A 16,425-nucleotide genomic window follows, 5' to 3' on the forward strand; every position below is an offset into this window, starting at 1 on the left:
ACGACTTATGCCGTTTTGATCAGGCCCTCACTTTCTCTGGGCAAGGATGTCATTACGCCCATCCAGAGGCTCTGGTTCACGGCATTGCAAGACCACTAGCCAGGCCAACAGCATCAACGATGTGGCTACGGCGAAGGTCAGATGCAAGCCATTTGTTACCGCTTCGGGGGAGGCGCGGACGATGCCATTCGTCGGTACAGTCAGGGCAAACACCGCGCCGAGTGCCGATGCACCGGTCAGGAAACCCAGATTGCGCGACAAGTTGAGCAGCCCTGAGAAGACGCCACGTTTGTCTGCTGGCACGTTCGCCATCACTGCGGTGTTGTTGGCCGTCTGGAACAGCGCATAGCCAAGGGTCGTTACCGCGATAGCACCGACATAGCCGCCCACACCGAGGGTCGGTGACATCAGAGACAGCATCAGGCAGCCGACAATCATGACCAGCAGCCCGACGAGCCGCACAGGGCGCGCGCCGAACCGGTCCACCAGCCGCCCGGCAGGCACACCCGTCAGCGCAGCCACCGACGGTCCCGCCGCCAACGCCAGCCCCACCAGCGCGGCAGGCAATCCAAGGGCGACGGACAGGTAGAAGGGCCCTACCAGCAGCGTCGCCATCATGACCGTTGCCACCAGAGCACTGGTCACCAGCCCGCAAACCAGCAGCCGGTCTCCCAGCAACGCCACGGGAATCAACGGCGCCGCGACCCGCCGCTGGGCCAAAACAAACAGACTGCCGCCCAGGATCGTCGTCAGCAACAGCGCCATATTCAACCAGCCGAAGTGCCCCCGCCCCAATGTCGTGGCCAATGCATAGGCAGCAAGCGTTGCTGCCAATAACAGCGTGCCTAACGCATCAAAGCGCGGGCGCCCGACTACCCGCATGGGTGGTTGGGCGGGCAATGAGCGCCAGGCCAGGCCAAACGTCAGCAGTCCAAGAGGAACATTAATCAAAAATAGCGCCTGCCAACCGAAACCGCTGATAAGCGCACCACCCAGTGAGGGGCCAAGGGCGGTTCCGACTGCGGAGAGGGTGCCCAACAGCCCCATCGCGCTGCCGGCCTTTTCCTTGCTGACCGTTTCAGCCACCAGGGCCAGGGTCAACGTCATCATGATGGCCGCACCAAGACCCTGTAATGCCCGGCCTGCGATCAACAGCCAAAGCGAAGGCGCCATGCCGCATAGCGCTGATGCGAGGGTGAACAGCACGATCCCGGCCAGTAGTAACCGGCTACGACCGAGCAAGTCCCCCAATCGCCCGAGGCTGACAATCAGGGTGGTTATTGCCAGTAGATAGGCAAGGACGACCCACTGCACTTGCTGGAAGGAGGCCTCGAACGCATGGGCCAGTGTCGGCAAACCCACCGTCGCCACGCTGGCGCCCAGGGAGGCCAGCAAGGTCGACAGTGAAAGGCTGGTCAAGGCCCAGCGCGGTGAAAAGACCCGTTGTGCGCCCGTCGCGCTTGGCAGGCTGGGTTGGGTATTGGCTGGTTTCATCATGTCCTCTGGCTCTGCCGCTCTAAAAATGGAGCTGTCAGAACGTTACGCCTGGGCATAACATGGCGGAAGACGCACGGATTGCACTTTATAGCTGCATGCAGCGCCACCTATTCCAACCCAGGGCTGCGCCATGTCCACACCCGACCTCAATCTGCTGATTACTCTCGATGTCTTGCTGTCGGAAGGCAGCGTGGCCCGCGCCGCTCGGCGACTGCGACTCAGCCCTTCGGCCATGAGCCGGGCGCTGGCGCGGTTGCGCGAAACCACGGGTGATCCTCTGCTGGTGCGGGCCGGGCGCGGCCTGGTGCCCACACCCCGCGCATTGGCATTGCGCGAGCAGGTCAGCCAGTTGGTGCAGGATGCCCAAGCGGCACTGCGGCCGTCCCGGGTGCCGGATCTGCGCCGACTGAGCCGCACCTTCACCCTGCGCACCCGGGAAGGGTTCGTTGAAAACTTCGCCATCGACTTGATTGCCCATATCAGCGAACAGGCGCCCGGTGTACGCCTGCATTTCCTGGACAAGGCCGACAAGGACAGTACGGCGCTGCGAGAGGGCAGCGTGGACCTGGAAACGGCGGTCGTGGACAAGGACACCAGCCCGGAGCTACGAACCCAGGCGTTGTTCACTGATCGCCTCATTGGCGTGGTGCGCACGGGTCACCCGCTGAGTCGGGCCGAGGTGTGTACCGCCGGTTATGCGGCAGGCGGGCACATCGGCGTTTCCTTGCGGGGTCTGGACCACAGCGTCATCGACCAGGCCTTGCGGTCATTGAACCTGACACGGCAGATCGCGATCACCGTCCCAGGCTTCTCCACTGCGCTGGGCCTTGCCCGGTCCAGCGACCTGATCGCCAGCGTCCCTGAACGCTATACCACCCGCCTGCGCGTCGGCATGCACAGCTTTGCGTTGCCGTTTGCGCTGCCGACATTCACGATTTCCATGCTTTGGCACCCCCGAATGGATGCCGATCCTGTGCACCGCTGGTTTCGCGGTTGTCTGCGGGAAGTGTGTTCAGGCAAAACCGTAGAGATTTAGCCGCCATTAGTTAGTAGCGTTTCGCTGGCACTTAGTTGCTAGAAGTGCGACGTGATTGGCAAATAGGTGGTTAACCTCATTTAATATTTAAATAGAATCTTGTCCTACAATCTTTAATGTCTTCCGCGAAATACCTGTGCTAACGGGGCGCCGTGTATCTTTTGCCGTTGTTGAAGGCGTGAGTGCGTCAAAGGGTCAAAAAAATTCGCTGGACGTTTGATTTCCAATTGTGTCAGTTTTCTTGCGTCCTCAATTGGGCGAGTGATAGGACGCTCTCGCCAGAGATTGTTCTATCTGACAAAAACTGTTCCATTGCAAACAAGGAAGTGTGTTTATGTCGAAAGTCAAAAACAGCGCTATTGATTCTGCTGAGCAACTGCTCTGGGCGCCACAGTCACTGGCGGCGGCCAGCAGTGCATTCAATCAGATCAATAGTTTCAGCCACCAATACGATCGTGGCGGCAACCTGACCGTCAACGGCAAACCCTCGTACTCCGTGGACGAAGCGGCCAACCAGTTGCTGCGCGACGGTGCGGCCTACCAGGACCGGGACGCCAGCGGCAAGATCGAGCTGACCTACACGTTCCTGACCTCTGCCTCCTCAAGCACCATGAACAAGCACGGCATCAGCGGTTTCAGCCAGTTCAGCGCCCAGCAGAAAGGCCAGGCGGTCCTGGCCATGCAGTCCTGGGCGGACGTGGCCAATGTCACGTTCACTGAAAGGGCCAGCGGTGGCGACGGCCACATGACCTTCGGCAACTACAGCAGCGGCCAGGATGGCGCGGCGGCATTTGCCTATTTACCGGGCACGGGCGCCGGTTATGACGGGACTTCCTGGTACCTGATCAACAGCCGCTACACCCAGAACAAGAACCCGGAACTGAACAACTATGGCCGTCAGACCCTGACCCATGAAATCGGTCACAGCCTGGGCCTGGCGCATCCTGGCGACTATAACGCCGGTGAAGGCAGCCCGACCTACGATGACGCCACCTATGCTCAGGACACCCGAGGCTACAGCCTCATGAGTTACTGGAGTGAAACCAACACCAGCCAGGACTTCAGCAAGGGCGGCGTCGAAGCCTATGCCTCGGGCCCGCTGATGGATGACATTGCGGCCATTCAGAAGCTCTACGGTGCCAACACCAGCACCCGGACCGGCGACTCGACCTACGGCTTCAACTCCAACACCGGTCGCGACTTCTACAGCGCATCCTCGTCTTCGGACAAAGTCGTGTTCTCGGTATGGGACGCCGGTGGCCGCGACACCCTGGATTTTTCAGGCTTCACACAAAACCAGAAAATCAACCTCAATGGCGCCTCGTTTTCCGACGTAGGCGGCATGGTGGGTAACGTTTCCATCGCTCAGGGTGTGACTGTCGAGAATGCCATTGGCGGCTCGGGCAGTGACTTGCTGATCGGCAACTCCGTGGCCAACGAACTCAAGGGCGGTGCCGGCAACGACATCCTTTGGGGCGCCGGCGGTGCCGACAAACTGTGGGGCGGTTCGGGCTCGGACACCTTCGTGTTCGCCGCCAGTTCTGACTCACGGCCAGGTGCGGTCGATCAGATCCTCGATTTCGTCAGCGGCCTGGACAAGATCGACCTGACCGCCATCACCAAAGGCGCGGGCCTGCACTTTGTGAACGCATTCACCGGTGCGGCGGGTGATGCGGTGCTGTCGACATCAGGTGGCAACAGCCTGCTGTCGGTGGACTTCTCCGGGCACGGCGTGGCTGACTTCCTGGTCAGTACCGTCGGCCAGGCGGCTGTCTCGGATATCGTGGCCTGATGTCCTCGATCCCGTGGGAGCGGCCAGCGCTCTTGCGGGATCCTTCAGGATTGAACCTATGTGCAAAAGCCCTAAGCCCCGAGGTGTCCAGGCAGGTGCCTGGTTACTCGCTACGCTGATGATGTTTACCGGAGAAGTCGCCATGGCGCGCAGCCTGTTGTTAGCAGAACCTTCGCAGTTGGCCGGCCAGTGGCAGGCTGTTCTGTCGGGGCCGCAGGAGCCTGCGCAGCCCCCATCGTCCCAAGACGCGCCGTCCAGCATCTGCCTTGTCGAGCTTCGGGCAGATCAAACCCTGGTCGGGCAAACCGCCTGCCTGGGACAGTGGCTGGGCGATGAGCCGGTCCATTGGTTCACCGAGCCAGACGGCCTTTCACTGATTGGCAAACAGAACAGCCGGATTCACTTGCAACTGCGTCAAGAGCAACGCTATCAAGTTACCTTGAAATCAGGTCAGGTAGTGACGCTCGAACGGAGTCCACCCCCAACCATTCCTTAACACGTTGGTACAGTGTGCCAATGCCCCAGGCGCGCCTGTTGAAACAGGCGCACACCGCGCCGCGGCCCGATGTAAATCATTTAAAGATTGGCAAGTTGAATAACCTGGCAAAGCCAACAGCAAGGATATCTACATGAACATGACAAGGCGCGCTGCGACGGTGCCGCTGTTTAGAGCGCTGGGCGACTATAAAAGTATTCTGATCAGCGTCGGTTGTTTTACCGCACTGATTAATGTCCTGATGTTGGCGCCTTCGATTTATATGCTCCAAGTGTATGACCGGGGCCTGTCATCACAAAACGAAACCACGCTGTGGATGTTGTCGTTGATGGTGGTGGGCTTCTTCGTATTTATCGGGCTGCTGGAAATGCTGCGCAGCTTCATTGTTATCCGTATCGGCAGCCAGCTGGAAAGACGCTTGAACCTTCAGGTGTACAAGGCCGCGTTCGAGCGCAACCTGTGCCAGGGCGAGGGCAACGCCGGGCAGTCGCTGGGTGACCTTACCCACATCCGCCAGTTCGTCACCGGACCTGCGCTGTTCGCATTCTTCGACGCCCCGTGGTTTCCCGTGTATTTGCTGGTGATCTACCTGTTCAACGTCTGGTTGGGCGTGTTCGCCAGCGTTGGCACCTTGCTGCTCATCGGCCTGGCCTGTCTCAACGAAGCCATGACTAAAAAGCCGCTGGGGCAGGCCAGTGTTTACTCGCAACAGTCCAGCCAACTGGCGACCAGCCACTTGCACAACGCCGAGACTATCCAGGCCATGGGCATGCTCGGCGCATTGCGCGGGCGCTGGTTTGCCGTGCATTCGCGCTTTCTCGGCCTGCAAAACCAGGCCAGTGATACCGGCGCGGTGATCAGCTCCCTGAGCAAGACTCTGCGCCTGTGTCTGCAATCGCTGGTACTGGGGTTGGGGGCGCTGTTGGTGATCAGGGGCGACATGACCGCTGGAATGATGATTGCCGGCTCAATCCTGATGGGTCGGGTGCTAAGCCCCATCGACCAGTTGATCGCCGTGTGGAAGCAGTGGAGCGGGGCCAAACTGGCCTATCGCCGTCTCGACGCGCTGTTGCAGGCTTATCCGCAGCAGGACGAGGCGATGAAATTGCCGGCGCCCAAGGGCCAGGTGAGCTTTGAACAGGTCAGCGCCGGCCCACCGGGGCGGCGCAACGCGACGCTGCATCAGCTCGGTTTCAGCCTGGACGCCGGGGAAGTGCTCGGGGTGCTGGGCGCGTCGGGGTCCGGCAAATCCACCCTGGCCCGCGTGTTGGTGGGGGTATGGCCGACCTTCGCAGGCACAGTGCGGCTCGACGGGGCCGACATCCATCGCTGGAATCGCGACCAGCTCGGCCCGCACATTGGCTATCTGCCCCAAGACATTGAGTTGTTCAGCGGCAGCATTGCCGAAAACATTGCCCGTTTTCGCCAGGCCGATCCGGAAAAGGTCGTCGCGGCCGCACAACAGGCTGGTGTGCATGAACTGATCCTGCGCATGCCTCAAGGCTACGACACCGTGCTGGGAGAGGATGGCAGCGGTTTGTCCGGTGGCCAGAAACAGCGCGTCGCCCTGGCCCGGGCAATGTATGACCAACCGAGCCTGGTGGTGCTCGATGAACCCAACTCCAATCTCGACACAGTCGGTGAAGCGGCACTGGCCGGCGCCATCGCGCAGATGAAAGCCCAGGGCACCACGGTCGTGCTGGTGACCCATCGCTCCTCGGCGCTGGCTCAGGCCGACAAGCTGCTGGTGCTCAATGAAGGCCACCTACAAGCGTTCGGTCCAAGTCAGGAGGTGCTGCGGGCTTTGTCCGGCCAACCGCAATCGCAACGCGACAAACCCCAGGCAGCCCCCAACGGGCTGAGCATGAGTCGCCAGTACTCGGCGGCCAGCAAACCCAGCGGCGCATGAGCAAGGATCGCGACATGAATCTGCAACACTCTCAAGACCTCGAACATCCCGAGCGCGATGCCCGTTTCTTCACCCGCCTGGGATGGGCACTGGCGATCATTGGTGCCGGCAGTTTTTTCACCTGGGCCAGCCTGGCGCCGCTGGACCAAGGTATTGCGGTGCAAGGCACCGTGGTGGTGTCCGGCAAGCGCAAGGCCGTGCAATCGATGAGCAGCGGCGTGATCAGCCGGATCCTGGTGCGTGAAGGCGAGGCAGTGAGGCAGGGCCAACCGCTGTTCCAACTGGACCAGACTCAGGCTGCGGCCGATGTGCAATCGCTGCAAGCCCAGTACCGCATGGCCTGGGCCAGCCTGGCACGCTGGCAAAGCGAGCGGGACAACCTCCCACAGGTCAGCTTTGCGGCTGAACTGAGCCACGACCCCGATCCGCGCCTGGCGCTGGTGCTCGAAGGCCAGCGGCAGTTGTTCAGCAGCCGCCGCGAAGCGGTGGCCCGGGAGCAGGCCGCGTTGCGCGCCAATATCGAAGGCGCCACGGCGCAACTGGCGGGCATGCGCCGGGCTCGCAATGACCTCAATGCCCAGGCCCAGTCCCTGCGCCAGCAGCTCAGCAACCTGCAACCGTTGGCGGACAACGGCTACATCCCGCGCAACCGTCTGCTGGATTATCAACGGCAACTGTCGCAAGTGCAGCAGGAACTGGCGCAGAACAGTGGCGAAAGCGGCCGGGTGGAGCAGGGCATCGTCGAGTCCCGCCTCACGCTTGAACAACACAATGAGGAATACCAGAAGGAGGTTCGCAGTCAGTTGGCCGAGGCGCAACTCAAGCGCGAAACCCTGCAACAGCAACTCAAGTCTGCCGCGTTTGAGCTGCAACACAGCGAGATCCTCGCCACCGCCGACGGCATCGCCGTGAACCTGGGCGTACACACCGAAGGCGCCGTGGTCCGTCAGGGCGATACCTTGCTGGAAATCGTGCCCCAAGACACGCGCCTGGAAGTGGAAGGGCGCCTGCCGGTCAACCTGATCGACAAGGTGGGCACCCATTTGCCAGTGGACATCCTCTTCACCGCCTTCAACCAGAACCGCACGCCGAGAGTCCCGGGGCAGGTCAGCCTGATTTCCGCCGACCAGATGATTGATGAAAGAACCGCTGAGCCGTATTACATCCTGCGCAGCAGCGTCAGCGAAGTGGCGATGGAAAAACTCAACGGGCTGGTGATCAAGCCCGGAATGCCGGCGCAAATGTTCGTGCGCACGGGTGAGCGCTCGCTCATGAACTACCTGTTCAAACCGCTGCTCGACCGAGCCGGCTCCGCGTTGACCGAAGAATGAGGATGTTCGGGGGTATGAAGGGACGTTATTGGCTCGCCGCGCTGGCGGCGGTTATCTGCAACAATGCCTGGGCCATGGGGCCATTCGAGTTCTATGAACAAGCCCTGCGCAATGACCCGGTCTACCTGGGCGCGATCAAGGAGCGCGATGCCGGCCTGGAGAACCGCACCATTGGCCGCGCCGGGCTGCTGCCGCACCTGGGCTACAGCTACAACAAGGGCCGCAACCAGTCCAAGGTCACCTACCTCAACGAGCGCGGCGCCAGCCAGCATGACGACCGCAACTACAGCAGCTATGGCTCCAGCCTGACCCTGCAACAACCGCTGTTGGACTACGAGGCCTACGCCGCCTACCGCAAAGGCGTGGCCCAGGCGCTGTTTGCCGACGAAAACTTTCGTGGCAAGAGCCAGGAGTTGCTAGTGCGGGTGTTGAGCGCCTACACCCAGGCGTTGTTCGCCCAGGATCAGATCGACATTGCCCAGGCCAGGAAAAAAGCTTTCGAACAACAGTTTCATCAGAACGAGCACCTGTTTGCCCAAGGCGAAGGTACGCGCACCGACATCCTTGAAGCCGAGTCGCGCTATGAGTTGGCGATTGCCGAAGAGATCGAGGCTCGCAACGAGCAGGACGCTTCCTTGCGCGAACTGGGCTCGCTGATTGGCGTCCCGACCCTGAACATCGGCGACCTGGCGCCCCTGAGCGAAACGTTCCAGACCTTTGCCTTGCAACCGGCCAGCTTCCAGACATGGCACGAACTGGCCGTGAGCAACAACCCGACCCTGGCATCCCAGCGCCAGGCCGTGGACGTGGCGCGCTACGAAGTCGAACGCAACCGCGCCGGACACCTGCCCAAGGTCAGCGCCTACGCGACGATGCGCCAGAACGAGTCGGAAAGCGGTAACACCTACAACCAGCGCTACGACACCAACACCATTGGACTTGAGATCAGCGTGCCGCTGTACGCCGGTGGCGGGGTCTCGGCGTCGACCCGTCAGGCCAGCCGCAACATGGAGCGGGCCGAATATGAACTGGACGCCAAAACCCGGGAAACCCTGATCGAGCTGCGCCGACAGTTCAGCGCCTGCATGTCGGGGGTGAACAAGCTGCGGGCATACCGCAAAGCTCTCAGCGCCGCCGAGGCGTTAGTGGTATCGACCCGGCAAAGCATCCTCGGCGGCGAACGGGTCAACCTCGATGCCCTGAACGCCGAAGAACAGCTCTACACCACCCGACGCGACCTGGCCCAGGCCCGTTATGACTACCTCATGGCCTGGACAAAGTTGCACTACTACGCCGGCACCTTGGGCGCGCAAGACCTGGCCCAGGTGGATGAGGCGTTTGTGCCGCCGGCGCTGACCCAATGACTGGCAGTGCTGTGTGGCGAGGGGATTTATCCCCGCTGGGTTGCGAAGCAGCCCACCCACAAGAGCTTCGCCGCTATCAGCAACCTTTCCAACAACAAAAAAAGAGGTCATCACGATGGGTATCTACGACTATAAAAACCTCGGCACCACCGAGTCCAAGGCGCTGGTCAGCGATGCAATGGCGATCATGCTGTATTCCTACCACAATCTGGACCACGGCTTTGCCGCCGGCTACCAGCAGAACGGCTTCGGTGCGGGGCTGCCCGCCACGCTGGTGACGGCGCTGCTGGGCAGCACCGATTCGCAAGGGGTGATCCCCGGCGTGCCGTGGAATCCCGACTCGGAACAGCTCGCCCTGGAGGCGGTGCAAGAGGCCGGCTGGACCCCGATCAGCGCATCGCAACTGGGCTACACCGGCAAGGTGGATGACCGGGGAACGTTTTTTGGTGAGAAGGCCGGCTACACCACCGCGCAGGTGGAAATTCTCGGCAAGTACGACGACGATGGGCAACTGACACAAATCGGAGTGTCGTTTCGTGGCACCAGCGGCCCACGGGAGACTCTGATCAGCGACTCCATTGGCGACGTCATCAGCGATCTGATGGCGGCTTTCGGCCCCCAGGACTACGCGAAAAACTACGTCGGCCAAGCATTCGGCAACTTGCTCGGGGACGTCGCTGCGTTTGCCCAGGCCCACGGCTTGACGGGCCAGGACGTGCTGGTCAGTGGCCACAGCCTCGGTGGGCTGGCGGTCAACAGCCTGGCGGACTTGAGCACTAGCCAATGGTCGGGGTTCTACAGCAGCGCCAATTACATCGCTTACGCCTCACCCACCCAAAGCAGCACCGACAAGGTACTGAACATCGGTTATGAAAATGACCCGGTGTTCCGGGCACTGGACGGCTCCACGTTCACCCCCGCATCGGTGGGCGTACATGATGCTCCGCAGGCGTCAGCCACCAACAACATCGTCAGCTTCAACGACCACTATGCCTCGGCGGCCTGGAACGTGTTGCCGTTTTCCATCCTCAACATCCCCACCTGGATATCCCACCTGCCCACCGGTTACGGCGATGGCATGGGCCGGATCCTCGATTCGGCGTTCTACGACCTCACCGAGAAAGACTCCACGATCATCGTCGCCAACCTGTCGGATCCCGCACGCAGCAATACGTGGGTCCAGGACCTCAATCGCAACGCCGAAACCCACACCGGCAGCACGTTTATCATCGGCACTGACCGTGATGATCTGATCCAGGGCGGACAGGGCAATGACTATCTGGAGGGCCGCGCCGGCAATGACACCTTTCGCGACGCTGGTGGGTACAACGTGATACTGGGCGGGCAGGGCAGCAATACTCTGCAACTGCAGTCCTCGGTGAAGGATGCAAGCTTCGTCCAGGACGGCGCCGGGACCTTGTACGTGCGCGATGCCCAGGGTGCAATCAGCATGACCCGCGACATCGATACGCTCGTCAGCAAAGAACCCGGTTTGTTCTGGGGGCTGGTCAAGGACGAGGTGAGCCACAGTGTCACGGCCAACGGCCTGGTGGCGGGCAGCGAGCTCACGGCGTATGCATCGTCGACCACCGGCACCTCGGCTGACGATATGTTGACCGCGCGATCATCGGGGGACTGGCTGTTCGGGCATGACGGCAACGATGTGCTACTGGGCGGTACGGGTAACGACACCTTTGTTGGCGGCTCGGGCAATGATCGGCTGCAATCGGGCGGTGGCGCTGACACATTCCTTTTCAATGGCGCGTTCGGCCACGATCTGATCAGTGGGTATGATGCCGGCGACAAACTGGTGTTCCTGGGCGTGCAGGGCGCCGGGGCAGGTTACGACTACCGCCAGCACCTGTCTCAGGTCGGCGGTGACACGCTGCTAGAGGTCGGTGACAGTTCGGTGACCCTGGTGGGGGTCAACCCCGGCCAGGTGGGAGGCGACATTGTATTTGCCTGATTCAGGATCGTTTTGAGTAGCCTGTGGCGAGGGGATTTCCCTCGCCACAGTAATTGATTTGAGGAGAAGTGAAGCAGTGAGCAGCAAGAAAAGCCCCATCATCGGCCTGATGGGGGCCTTGGCCTTGGCCTCGGCTGGCGCCTTGGCCGAGTTGCCGGATCAATCGATTCTGACCCGCTATGGCATCACGCCCGAGCAATTGCCCGCCGCCGAACGAGGCAAACCGTTCGATGCGCCTTCGTACCTGCCTCGCTTTGAGATACAGACGCCCAAGTCATGGGTTTCGGTAGGCGTTGATGAAGCGAAGAGACCCGACATGACCGGGAATATCAGCATTGATCGTTCCACTCAACTGGAATACGAGCACTGCCTGCGAATGCAGGAACGGTCGTTGCGACGAAAAGGCGCGAAGATCAGTTGTGACGAGGGCGGCTTGGCGCTGGAGATGAGCCTGGATCCTATCCGCTGATTTCAAACAGGCCCTCTGCGGACAGAGGGCTGGAATAAACTCAGTCTTCCTTACGCACCGTCGCCACTTCATCGGCGCGGACCCGCACTTTTCTGCCGGAAATGTCTTCGAACTCATAGAAGCCGTCAGCGGTACGGGTGTTGGGGGCATCCTTGGTCAAATACTGGGTACCGTTCTGCAAGGTCACCACAGTTGGTGATGAGCAGCCGGCCAAAGCCAGCAACGCAGCGGCGACCAGGGGCAGACCCAGAATCCTGATGTTCATATCCGTAACCTCTCAATCAAAAAGGCGCAGTTCAGTTGATTAGACCGTGCCATCACTGTAGTTAACCGCCATTGGTCTCGCTTGCCGTAGGAAAGTTCATCGTCGGAGCAGGTTTTTCCTCCTGAACGCGGGCGACCGCTCATCTTTTGCAGTTGCTTGGGCCCGCCGCAGCTGATATCTGTACGCATAACCAGTATTCCGGCAGGCATGGCACTTCTTTCCGTGACAAATAACCCTCTCGATGACCCCTTCTACTATCTGAACAACTTTGAGCAAGTGCTCGCCTGGTTGGCAGCGCGCTATGCCGATGTGCTCAGCGTCGAGGAGCAACGCTTCATCGACGATTTCGCCACCTTGCCCCGTGCATCCCAGGGGTTGTTGGTGCGCATGGTGATGCGCAAGGGGCGGCATTTTCGCCATAGCAAGCTGCAGTACCCTGAGATCGGTGATATTGGCAGCGCCGTCGAACCTTTGTTGGCGCTGGGCTGGGTCGAGGATCAGGCGCCTCTCGGGCTTGTCGAGCTGTTTGAGGTGTTGCGCAAACAGGAAATCATCCTGTGCCTGGGTCACCTGATCGAACACCCCAAGGCGAAAAAGGGCCAGTGGCTCGAATCCTTGCAGGGCCATTTCGATCAACCACAGCCTTTTTGCACCTGGTGCCCGCTGCTGGAAGACCGACTCTTCAGCCTGACGATCATGAACCTCTGCGACCACCTGCGGTTGCTGTTTTTTGGCAATCTCTATCAGGATTGGTCGGAGTTCGTGCTGGCGGATCTGGGTATCTTCACCTATGAAACCGTTGAGTTCAGTGCCCAGTCCCGTGGCCTGCGCAGCCGCCAGGATGTCGATGCCTGCCTCTTCCTCCACGAATGTCAGCAGCGTTTCGAAGCCGGCGAGCCTCTTGAAGAGATCGTTGCCCAAATCCATGCCCTGAGCCTGGACAACCCCTGGCTGGAGCGACGCCGGGGCAAGCTGCTGTTTCAGATCGGCCAGCACGCGGAGCGCATCGGCGATTTCACCTTGGCCTTGCGCATTTATCAGGATTGCAGCTACTCCGGCGCACGGCTGCGGATGATCCGGGTGATGGAGCGCATCGGTGAATACGCCCCGGCCCTGGAATGGGCGCAGGCGGCGGCACTAGCGCCGCAAAGCGCCGCCGAAACCCAGGCCCTGCTCAGAATCCTGCCCCGGCTGCGGCGCAAGCTGGGCGGCCCCCCGGTGCCGCGCACCATGGCGCGCAAGGTCGAGCGGTTGGACCTGCACCTGCCGCGTGTCGATCCGGCCTTGTCGGTGGAGTATCACGTTCAGGCCCATCTGCACGATGAAACCGCGCCGGTGCATTACGTGGAGAACAGCCTGATCAACTCGCTGTTTGGCCTGCTGTGCTGGCCGGTGATTTTTGCGCCGTTGCCGGGAGCGTTTTTTCACCCCTTCCAGCGCGGGCCGGTGGACCTGCTCAACGAGGACTTTCACGAGCGACGCGCCGAGCTGTTCGCGGCCTGTTTCGCGCAGCTCGACGATGGACGCTACCGGGACACCATTGTCCGTCGTTACACAGAAAAGTGGGGCGTGCAGTCGCCTTTCGTGTTTTGGGGTGCACTGTCCGAAGAGTTGCTCCATCAGGCCCTCGACTGCCTGCCTGCTGAACACCTCAAGCACTGGTTCAGCCGCCTGCTGCTGGATATCAAGGCCAACCGCGCCGGCATGCCGGACCTGATCCAGTTCTGGCCGCAGCACAAGACCTACCGCATGATCGAAGTCAAAGGCCCCGGCGACCGCCTGCAAGACAATCAACTGCGCTGGCTGGAGTTCTGTCACGAACACCAGATGCCCGTCGCCGTCTGCTATGTGCAGTGGGCGGAGCAGGGCGCATGACCCAGGCGCCGGGCTACAGCATCGCCGTTCGGGCACTGTGCGAGTTCACCGCCAAGACCGGCGACCTGGACCTGCGCTTCACACCGTCGCCCACGGCCATGGAAGGGATCGTCGGCCACCGTACCGTGGCCTCGCGGCGTAGCGAGGGTTACCAGGCCGAAGTGAGCCTGGAGGGCCGCTACCAGACGCTACAGATCAAAGGCCGGGCAGATGGCTACGACCCGGCCTGCAATCGCATCGAAGAAGTGAAGACCTACCGGGGCGACCTGGACAAGCAACCGGCCAATCATCGCCAGCTGCATTGGGCCCAGGCAAAAATCTACGGTTGGCTGATGTGCCAGAAGTTGCAATTGCCGCGGATCGACGTGGCGCTGGTCTACTTCGACATCGTCAGCGAAAAGGAAACCTGCCTGACGCAAAGCTTTGAAGCGGCGCAGCTTGAGGTTTTCTTTGAACAACAGTGCGCGCTGTTCCTCGCTTGGGCCGAACAGGAGATGGCTCACCGACAGGCGCGCAACCTCGGCGCTCAGACGCTGGCATTTCCTCACGCTGGCTTCAGGACCGGGCAACGACACCTGGCTGAGTCGGTGTTCAAGGCCATCAGCACCGGCCGCTGCCTGATGGCCCAGGCGCCCACCGGCATTGGCAAAACCGTGGGCACCTTGTTTCCGATGCTCAAGGCATTGGCGCCTCAACGACTGGACAAGGTGTTCTTCCTCACGGCCAAGACCCCAGGACGCAAACTGGCGCTGGATGCGGCCCGAGTGATTACCCAAAGCGCACCGTCGATGCCGTTGCGGGTGCTGGAGATGATCGCTCGGGACAAAGCCTGTGAGCACCCGGACAAGGCCTGCCATGGCGAAGCCTGCCCGTTGGCCCGCGGGTTCTATGATCGACTGCCGCACGCCCGTGCGGCGGCGGGCCAGGTCACGCTGCTCGATCAGGCGGCGTTGCGCGATATTGCTCTGGCCCATGATATCTGCCCGTACTACCTGAGCCAGGAAATGGCCCGCTGGGCAGACGTGGTGGTCGCTGACTACAACTATTACTTTGACTTCAGCGCCTTGCTCTTTGGTCTGGCCCAGGCCAATGGCTGGACCGTCGCGACCCTGGTGGACGAAGCCCACAATCTGGTGGAGCGGGGACGGCAGATGTACAGCGCGACCCTCGATCAGTCCGTCTTGGCAGCAGTGCGCAAAACCGCACCCGAGACGTTGAAGAAAGCCCTACAGCGGGTCAATCGCCAGTGGAACGCGCTGCATGAGCCCCAGGTTGCGGTCTATCAGGCGTATGAAAAACCACCGGAGAAACTGCTCCAGGCCCTGTCGCTGTGCACCACGGCTATCAGCGATTACCTCAATGACCATCCCCAGGGACTGGATAGCGGTTTACAGGCGTTTTACTTCGATGCCTTGCAGTTTGCCCGGGTGGCGGAGTCCTTTGATGAGCACTTTCTGTTCGACATACACAAGCGTGAATATGGCCGACAGCGAAGCGCATCGACCCTGTGCCTGCGTAATGTAGTGCCGGCCGCTTTTCTGCGACCCAGGCTGACCGCCGCCCGCAGCAGCGTGCTGTTTTCCGCCACCCTGAGCCCCCGGCACTATTATGCTGACTTGTTGGGCGTCCCGGCGGACACTGTGTGGATCGACGTGGAGTCGCCATTCCAGGCGCAACAGCTTGATGTACAGGTTGTCAGCCGGATCTCGACCCGGTTTGCCCATCGCCAGGCGTCCCTGGAACCTATCGTCGCGTTGATGGCCCGCCAGTTCAGCGAGCGCCCGGGCAATTACCTGGCCTTCTTCAGCAGTTTTGACTACTTGCAGCAAGTGGCCGGACTGTTTGCCGAGCGGCATCCGCAGATTGCCACCTGGTCGCAATCACGCGGCATGGGCGAAGCACCCCGGCAGGCGTTCCTTGAACGATTCATGGAACACAGCCAGGGGATTGGGTTTGCGGTGTTGGGCGGTGCGTTCGGGGAGGGCATCGATTTACCTGGCTCCCGCCTGATCGGTGCGTTCATCGCGACCCTGGGGCTGGCGCAGTTCAACCCGGTCAACGAGCAGATGAAGCTGCGCATGGCGGCTATTTTCGGCGATGGCTACGATTACACCTACCTGTATCCCGGCCTGCAAAAAGTGGTGCAGGCTGCGGGTCGTGTCATTCGTACGCAGCAGGATCGAGGGGTGGTGATGTTGATCGACGATCGATTTGCTGAGGCGAGGGTGCAGCACTTGTTGCCGCGCTGGTGGTCAGTTAGTCAAGAGCAGCACAACTGCTGTGGGAGTGAGCTTGCTCCCACAGGGGATCTGTGGTGAATCTCATATCGCGACCAAGCTGCTGATTCCCACGGATCTAATCACTATTTCCGATGCCGCACTTGCTCCATACTTCGCAAAAAATCCTTCTGGATGCCTTGGCCAAA

Annotated in this window: 12 protein-coding genes; 10 read left to right on the forward strand and 2 right to left on the reverse strand. The window is 60.9% G+C overall.

The annotated features are described in order from the left end of the window. Positions 1–27: 27 nt before the first annotated feature. On the reverse strand, positions 28–1,494 hold the full coding sequence (locus BMY45_RS13225; protein WP_092398203.1) for an MFS transporter: 1,467 nt from the start codon (positions 1,492–1,494) through the stop codon (positions 28–30). Between the two features lie 133 nt (positions 1,495–1,627). Here BMY45_RS13225 and BMY45_RS13230 point away from each other — a divergent pair, with 133 nt between their 5' ends. The 8 genes from BMY45_RS13230 to BMY45_RS13265 all read left to right on the forward strand — a co-directional run bounded on the left by BMY45_RS13230 (position 1,628) and on the right by BMY45_RS13265 (position 11,860). Next, the gene (locus BMY45_RS13230; protein WP_092398205.1) at positions 1,628–2,533 is read left to right on the forward strand and encodes a LysR family transcriptional regulator; all 906 of its coding nucleotides are present in this window, start codon (positions 1,628–1,630) and stop codon (positions 2,531–2,533) included. 334 nt (positions 2,534–2,867) lie between these two features. Next, positions 2,868–4,325 (forward strand): serralysin family metalloprotease, encoded by a 1,458-nt coding sequence (locus tag BMY45_RS13235; protein ID WP_092398207.1) that lies wholly within the window; start codon positions 2,868–2,870, stop codon positions 4,323–4,325. Between the two features lie 58 nt (positions 4,326–4,383). Further along, positions 4,384–4,821, forward strand: a complete 438-nt coding sequence (locus BMY45_RS13240) for an AprI/Inh family metalloprotease inhibitor (RefSeq protein WP_092398209.1) — start codon at positions 4,384–4,386, stop codon at positions 4,819–4,821. A 133-nt stretch (positions 4,822–4,954) separates the two neighbouring features. Continuing rightward, positions 4,955–6,730: a type I secretion system permease/ATPase gene (locus tag BMY45_RS13245; RefSeq protein WP_092398211.1), complete on the forward strand. Its 1,776-nt coding sequence runs from the start codon at positions 4,955–4,957 to the stop codon at positions 6,728–6,730. Then, the gene (locus tag BMY45_RS13250) at positions 6,727–8,061 is read left to right on the forward strand and encodes an HlyD family type I secretion periplasmic adaptor subunit (protein ID WP_092398213.1); all 1,335 of its coding nucleotides are present in this window, start codon (positions 6,727–6,729) and stop codon (positions 8,059–8,061) included. Before BMY45_RS13245 ends, BMY45_RS13250 begins: the two co-directional genes overlap by 4 nt. Before the next feature lie 14 nt (positions 8,062–8,075). Continuing rightward, positions 8,076–9,425, forward strand: coding sequence for a TolC family outer membrane protein (locus tag BMY45_RS13255; protein ID WP_092398596.1), 1,350 nt, complete (start codon positions 8,076–8,078; stop codon positions 9,423–9,425). A gap of 115 nt (positions 9,426–9,540) precedes the next feature. Beyond that, positions 9,541–11,391, forward strand: coding sequence for a polyurethane esterase (locus tag BMY45_RS13260; protein ID WP_092398215.1), 1,851 nt, complete (start codon positions 9,541–9,543; stop codon positions 11,389–11,391). A gap of 76 nt (positions 11,392–11,467) precedes the next feature. Then, entirely contained in the window at positions 11,468–11,860 is a 393-nt protein-coding gene (locus BMY45_RS13265) for a hypothetical protein (protein ID WP_371913925.1), read from the forward strand. A gap of 40 nt (positions 11,861–11,900) precedes the next feature. Here BMY45_RS13265 and BMY45_RS13270 read toward each other — a convergent pair whose 3' ends face one another. Then, the gene (locus BMY45_RS13270) at positions 11,901–12,125 is read right to left on the reverse strand and encodes a YgdI/YgdR family lipoprotein (RefSeq protein ID WP_092398217.1); all 225 of its coding nucleotides are present in this window, start codon (positions 12,123–12,125) and stop codon (positions 11,901–11,903) included. 207 nt (positions 12,126–12,332) lie between these two features. Here BMY45_RS13270 and BMY45_RS13275 point away from each other — a divergent pair, with 207 nt between their 5' ends. Together BMY45_RS13275 and BMY45_RS13280 are read left to right on the forward strand one after the other, a co-directional pair. Then, positions 12,333–14,000 (forward strand): VRR-NUC domain-containing protein, encoded by a 1,668-nt coding sequence (locus BMY45_RS13275; protein WP_092398219.1) that lies wholly within the window; start codon positions 12,333–12,335, stop codon positions 13,998–14,000. Then, positions 13,997–16,318 (forward strand): ATP-dependent DNA helicase, encoded by a 2,322-nt coding sequence (locus tag BMY45_RS13280; RefSeq protein ID WP_092398221.1) that lies wholly within the window; start codon positions 13,997–13,999, stop codon positions 16,316–16,318. The genes BMY45_RS13275 and BMY45_RS13280 overlap by 4 nt, the downstream gene beginning before the upstream one ends. The last annotated feature ends 107 nt before the right edge of the window (positions 16,319–16,425 follow it).

The sequence above is a fragment of the Pseudomonas sp. NFACC39-1 genome (assembly GCF_900110355.1).
Lineage (GTDB): Bacteria > Pseudomonadota > Gammaproteobacteria > Pseudomonadales > Pseudomonadaceae > Aquipseudomonas > Aquipseudomonas tehranensis.

What these genes read in the sequence shown, in the direction of transcription:
- BMY45_RS13235 (WP_092398207.1), top strand. Translation starts at nt 2,868, where the DNA reads ATGTCGAAAGTCAAAAACAGCGCTATTGATTCTGCTGAGCAACTGCTC.
- BMY45_RS13240 (WP_092398209.1), top strand. Translation starts at nt 4,384, where the DNA reads ATGTGCAAAAGCCCTAAGCCCCGAGGTGTCCAGGCAGGTGCCTGGTTA.
- BMY45_RS13280 (WP_092398221.1), top strand. Translation starts at nt 13,997, where the DNA reads ATGACCCAGGCGCCGGGCTACAGCATCGCCGTTCGGGCACTGTGCGAG.
- BMY45_RS13275 (WP_092398219.1), top strand. Translation starts at nt 12,333, where the DNA reads ATGGCACTTCTTTCCGTGACAAATAACCCTCTCGATGACCCCTTCTAC.
- BMY45_RS13260 (WP_092398215.1), top strand. Translation starts at nt 9,541, where the DNA reads ATGGGTATCTACGACTATAAAAACCTCGGCACCACCGAGTCCAAGGCG.
- BMY45_RS13255 (WP_092398596.1), top strand. Translation starts at nt 8,076, where the DNA reads ATGAAGGGACGTTATTGGCTCGCCGCGCTGGCGGCGGTTATCTGCAAC.
- BMY45_RS13245 (WP_092398211.1), top strand. Translation starts at nt 4,955, where the DNA reads ATGAACATGACAAGGCGCGCTGCGACGGTGCCGCTGTTTAGAGCGCTG.
- BMY45_RS13225 (WP_092398203.1), bottom strand. Translation starts at nt 1,494, where the DNA reads ATGAAACCAGCCAATACCCAACCCAGCCTGCCAAGCGCGACGGGCGCA.
- BMY45_RS13270 (WP_092398217.1), bottom strand. Translation starts at nt 12,125, where the DNA reads ATGAACATCAGGATTCTGGGTCTGCCCCTGGTCGCCGCTGCGTTGCTG.
- BMY45_RS13230 (WP_092398205.1), top strand. Translation starts at nt 1,628, where the DNA reads ATGTCCACACCCGACCTCAATCTGCTGATTACTCTCGATGTCTTGCTG.
- BMY45_RS13250 (WP_092398213.1), top strand. Translation starts at nt 6,727, where the DNA reads ATGAGCAAGGATCGCGACATGAATCTGCAACACTCTCAAGACCTCGAA.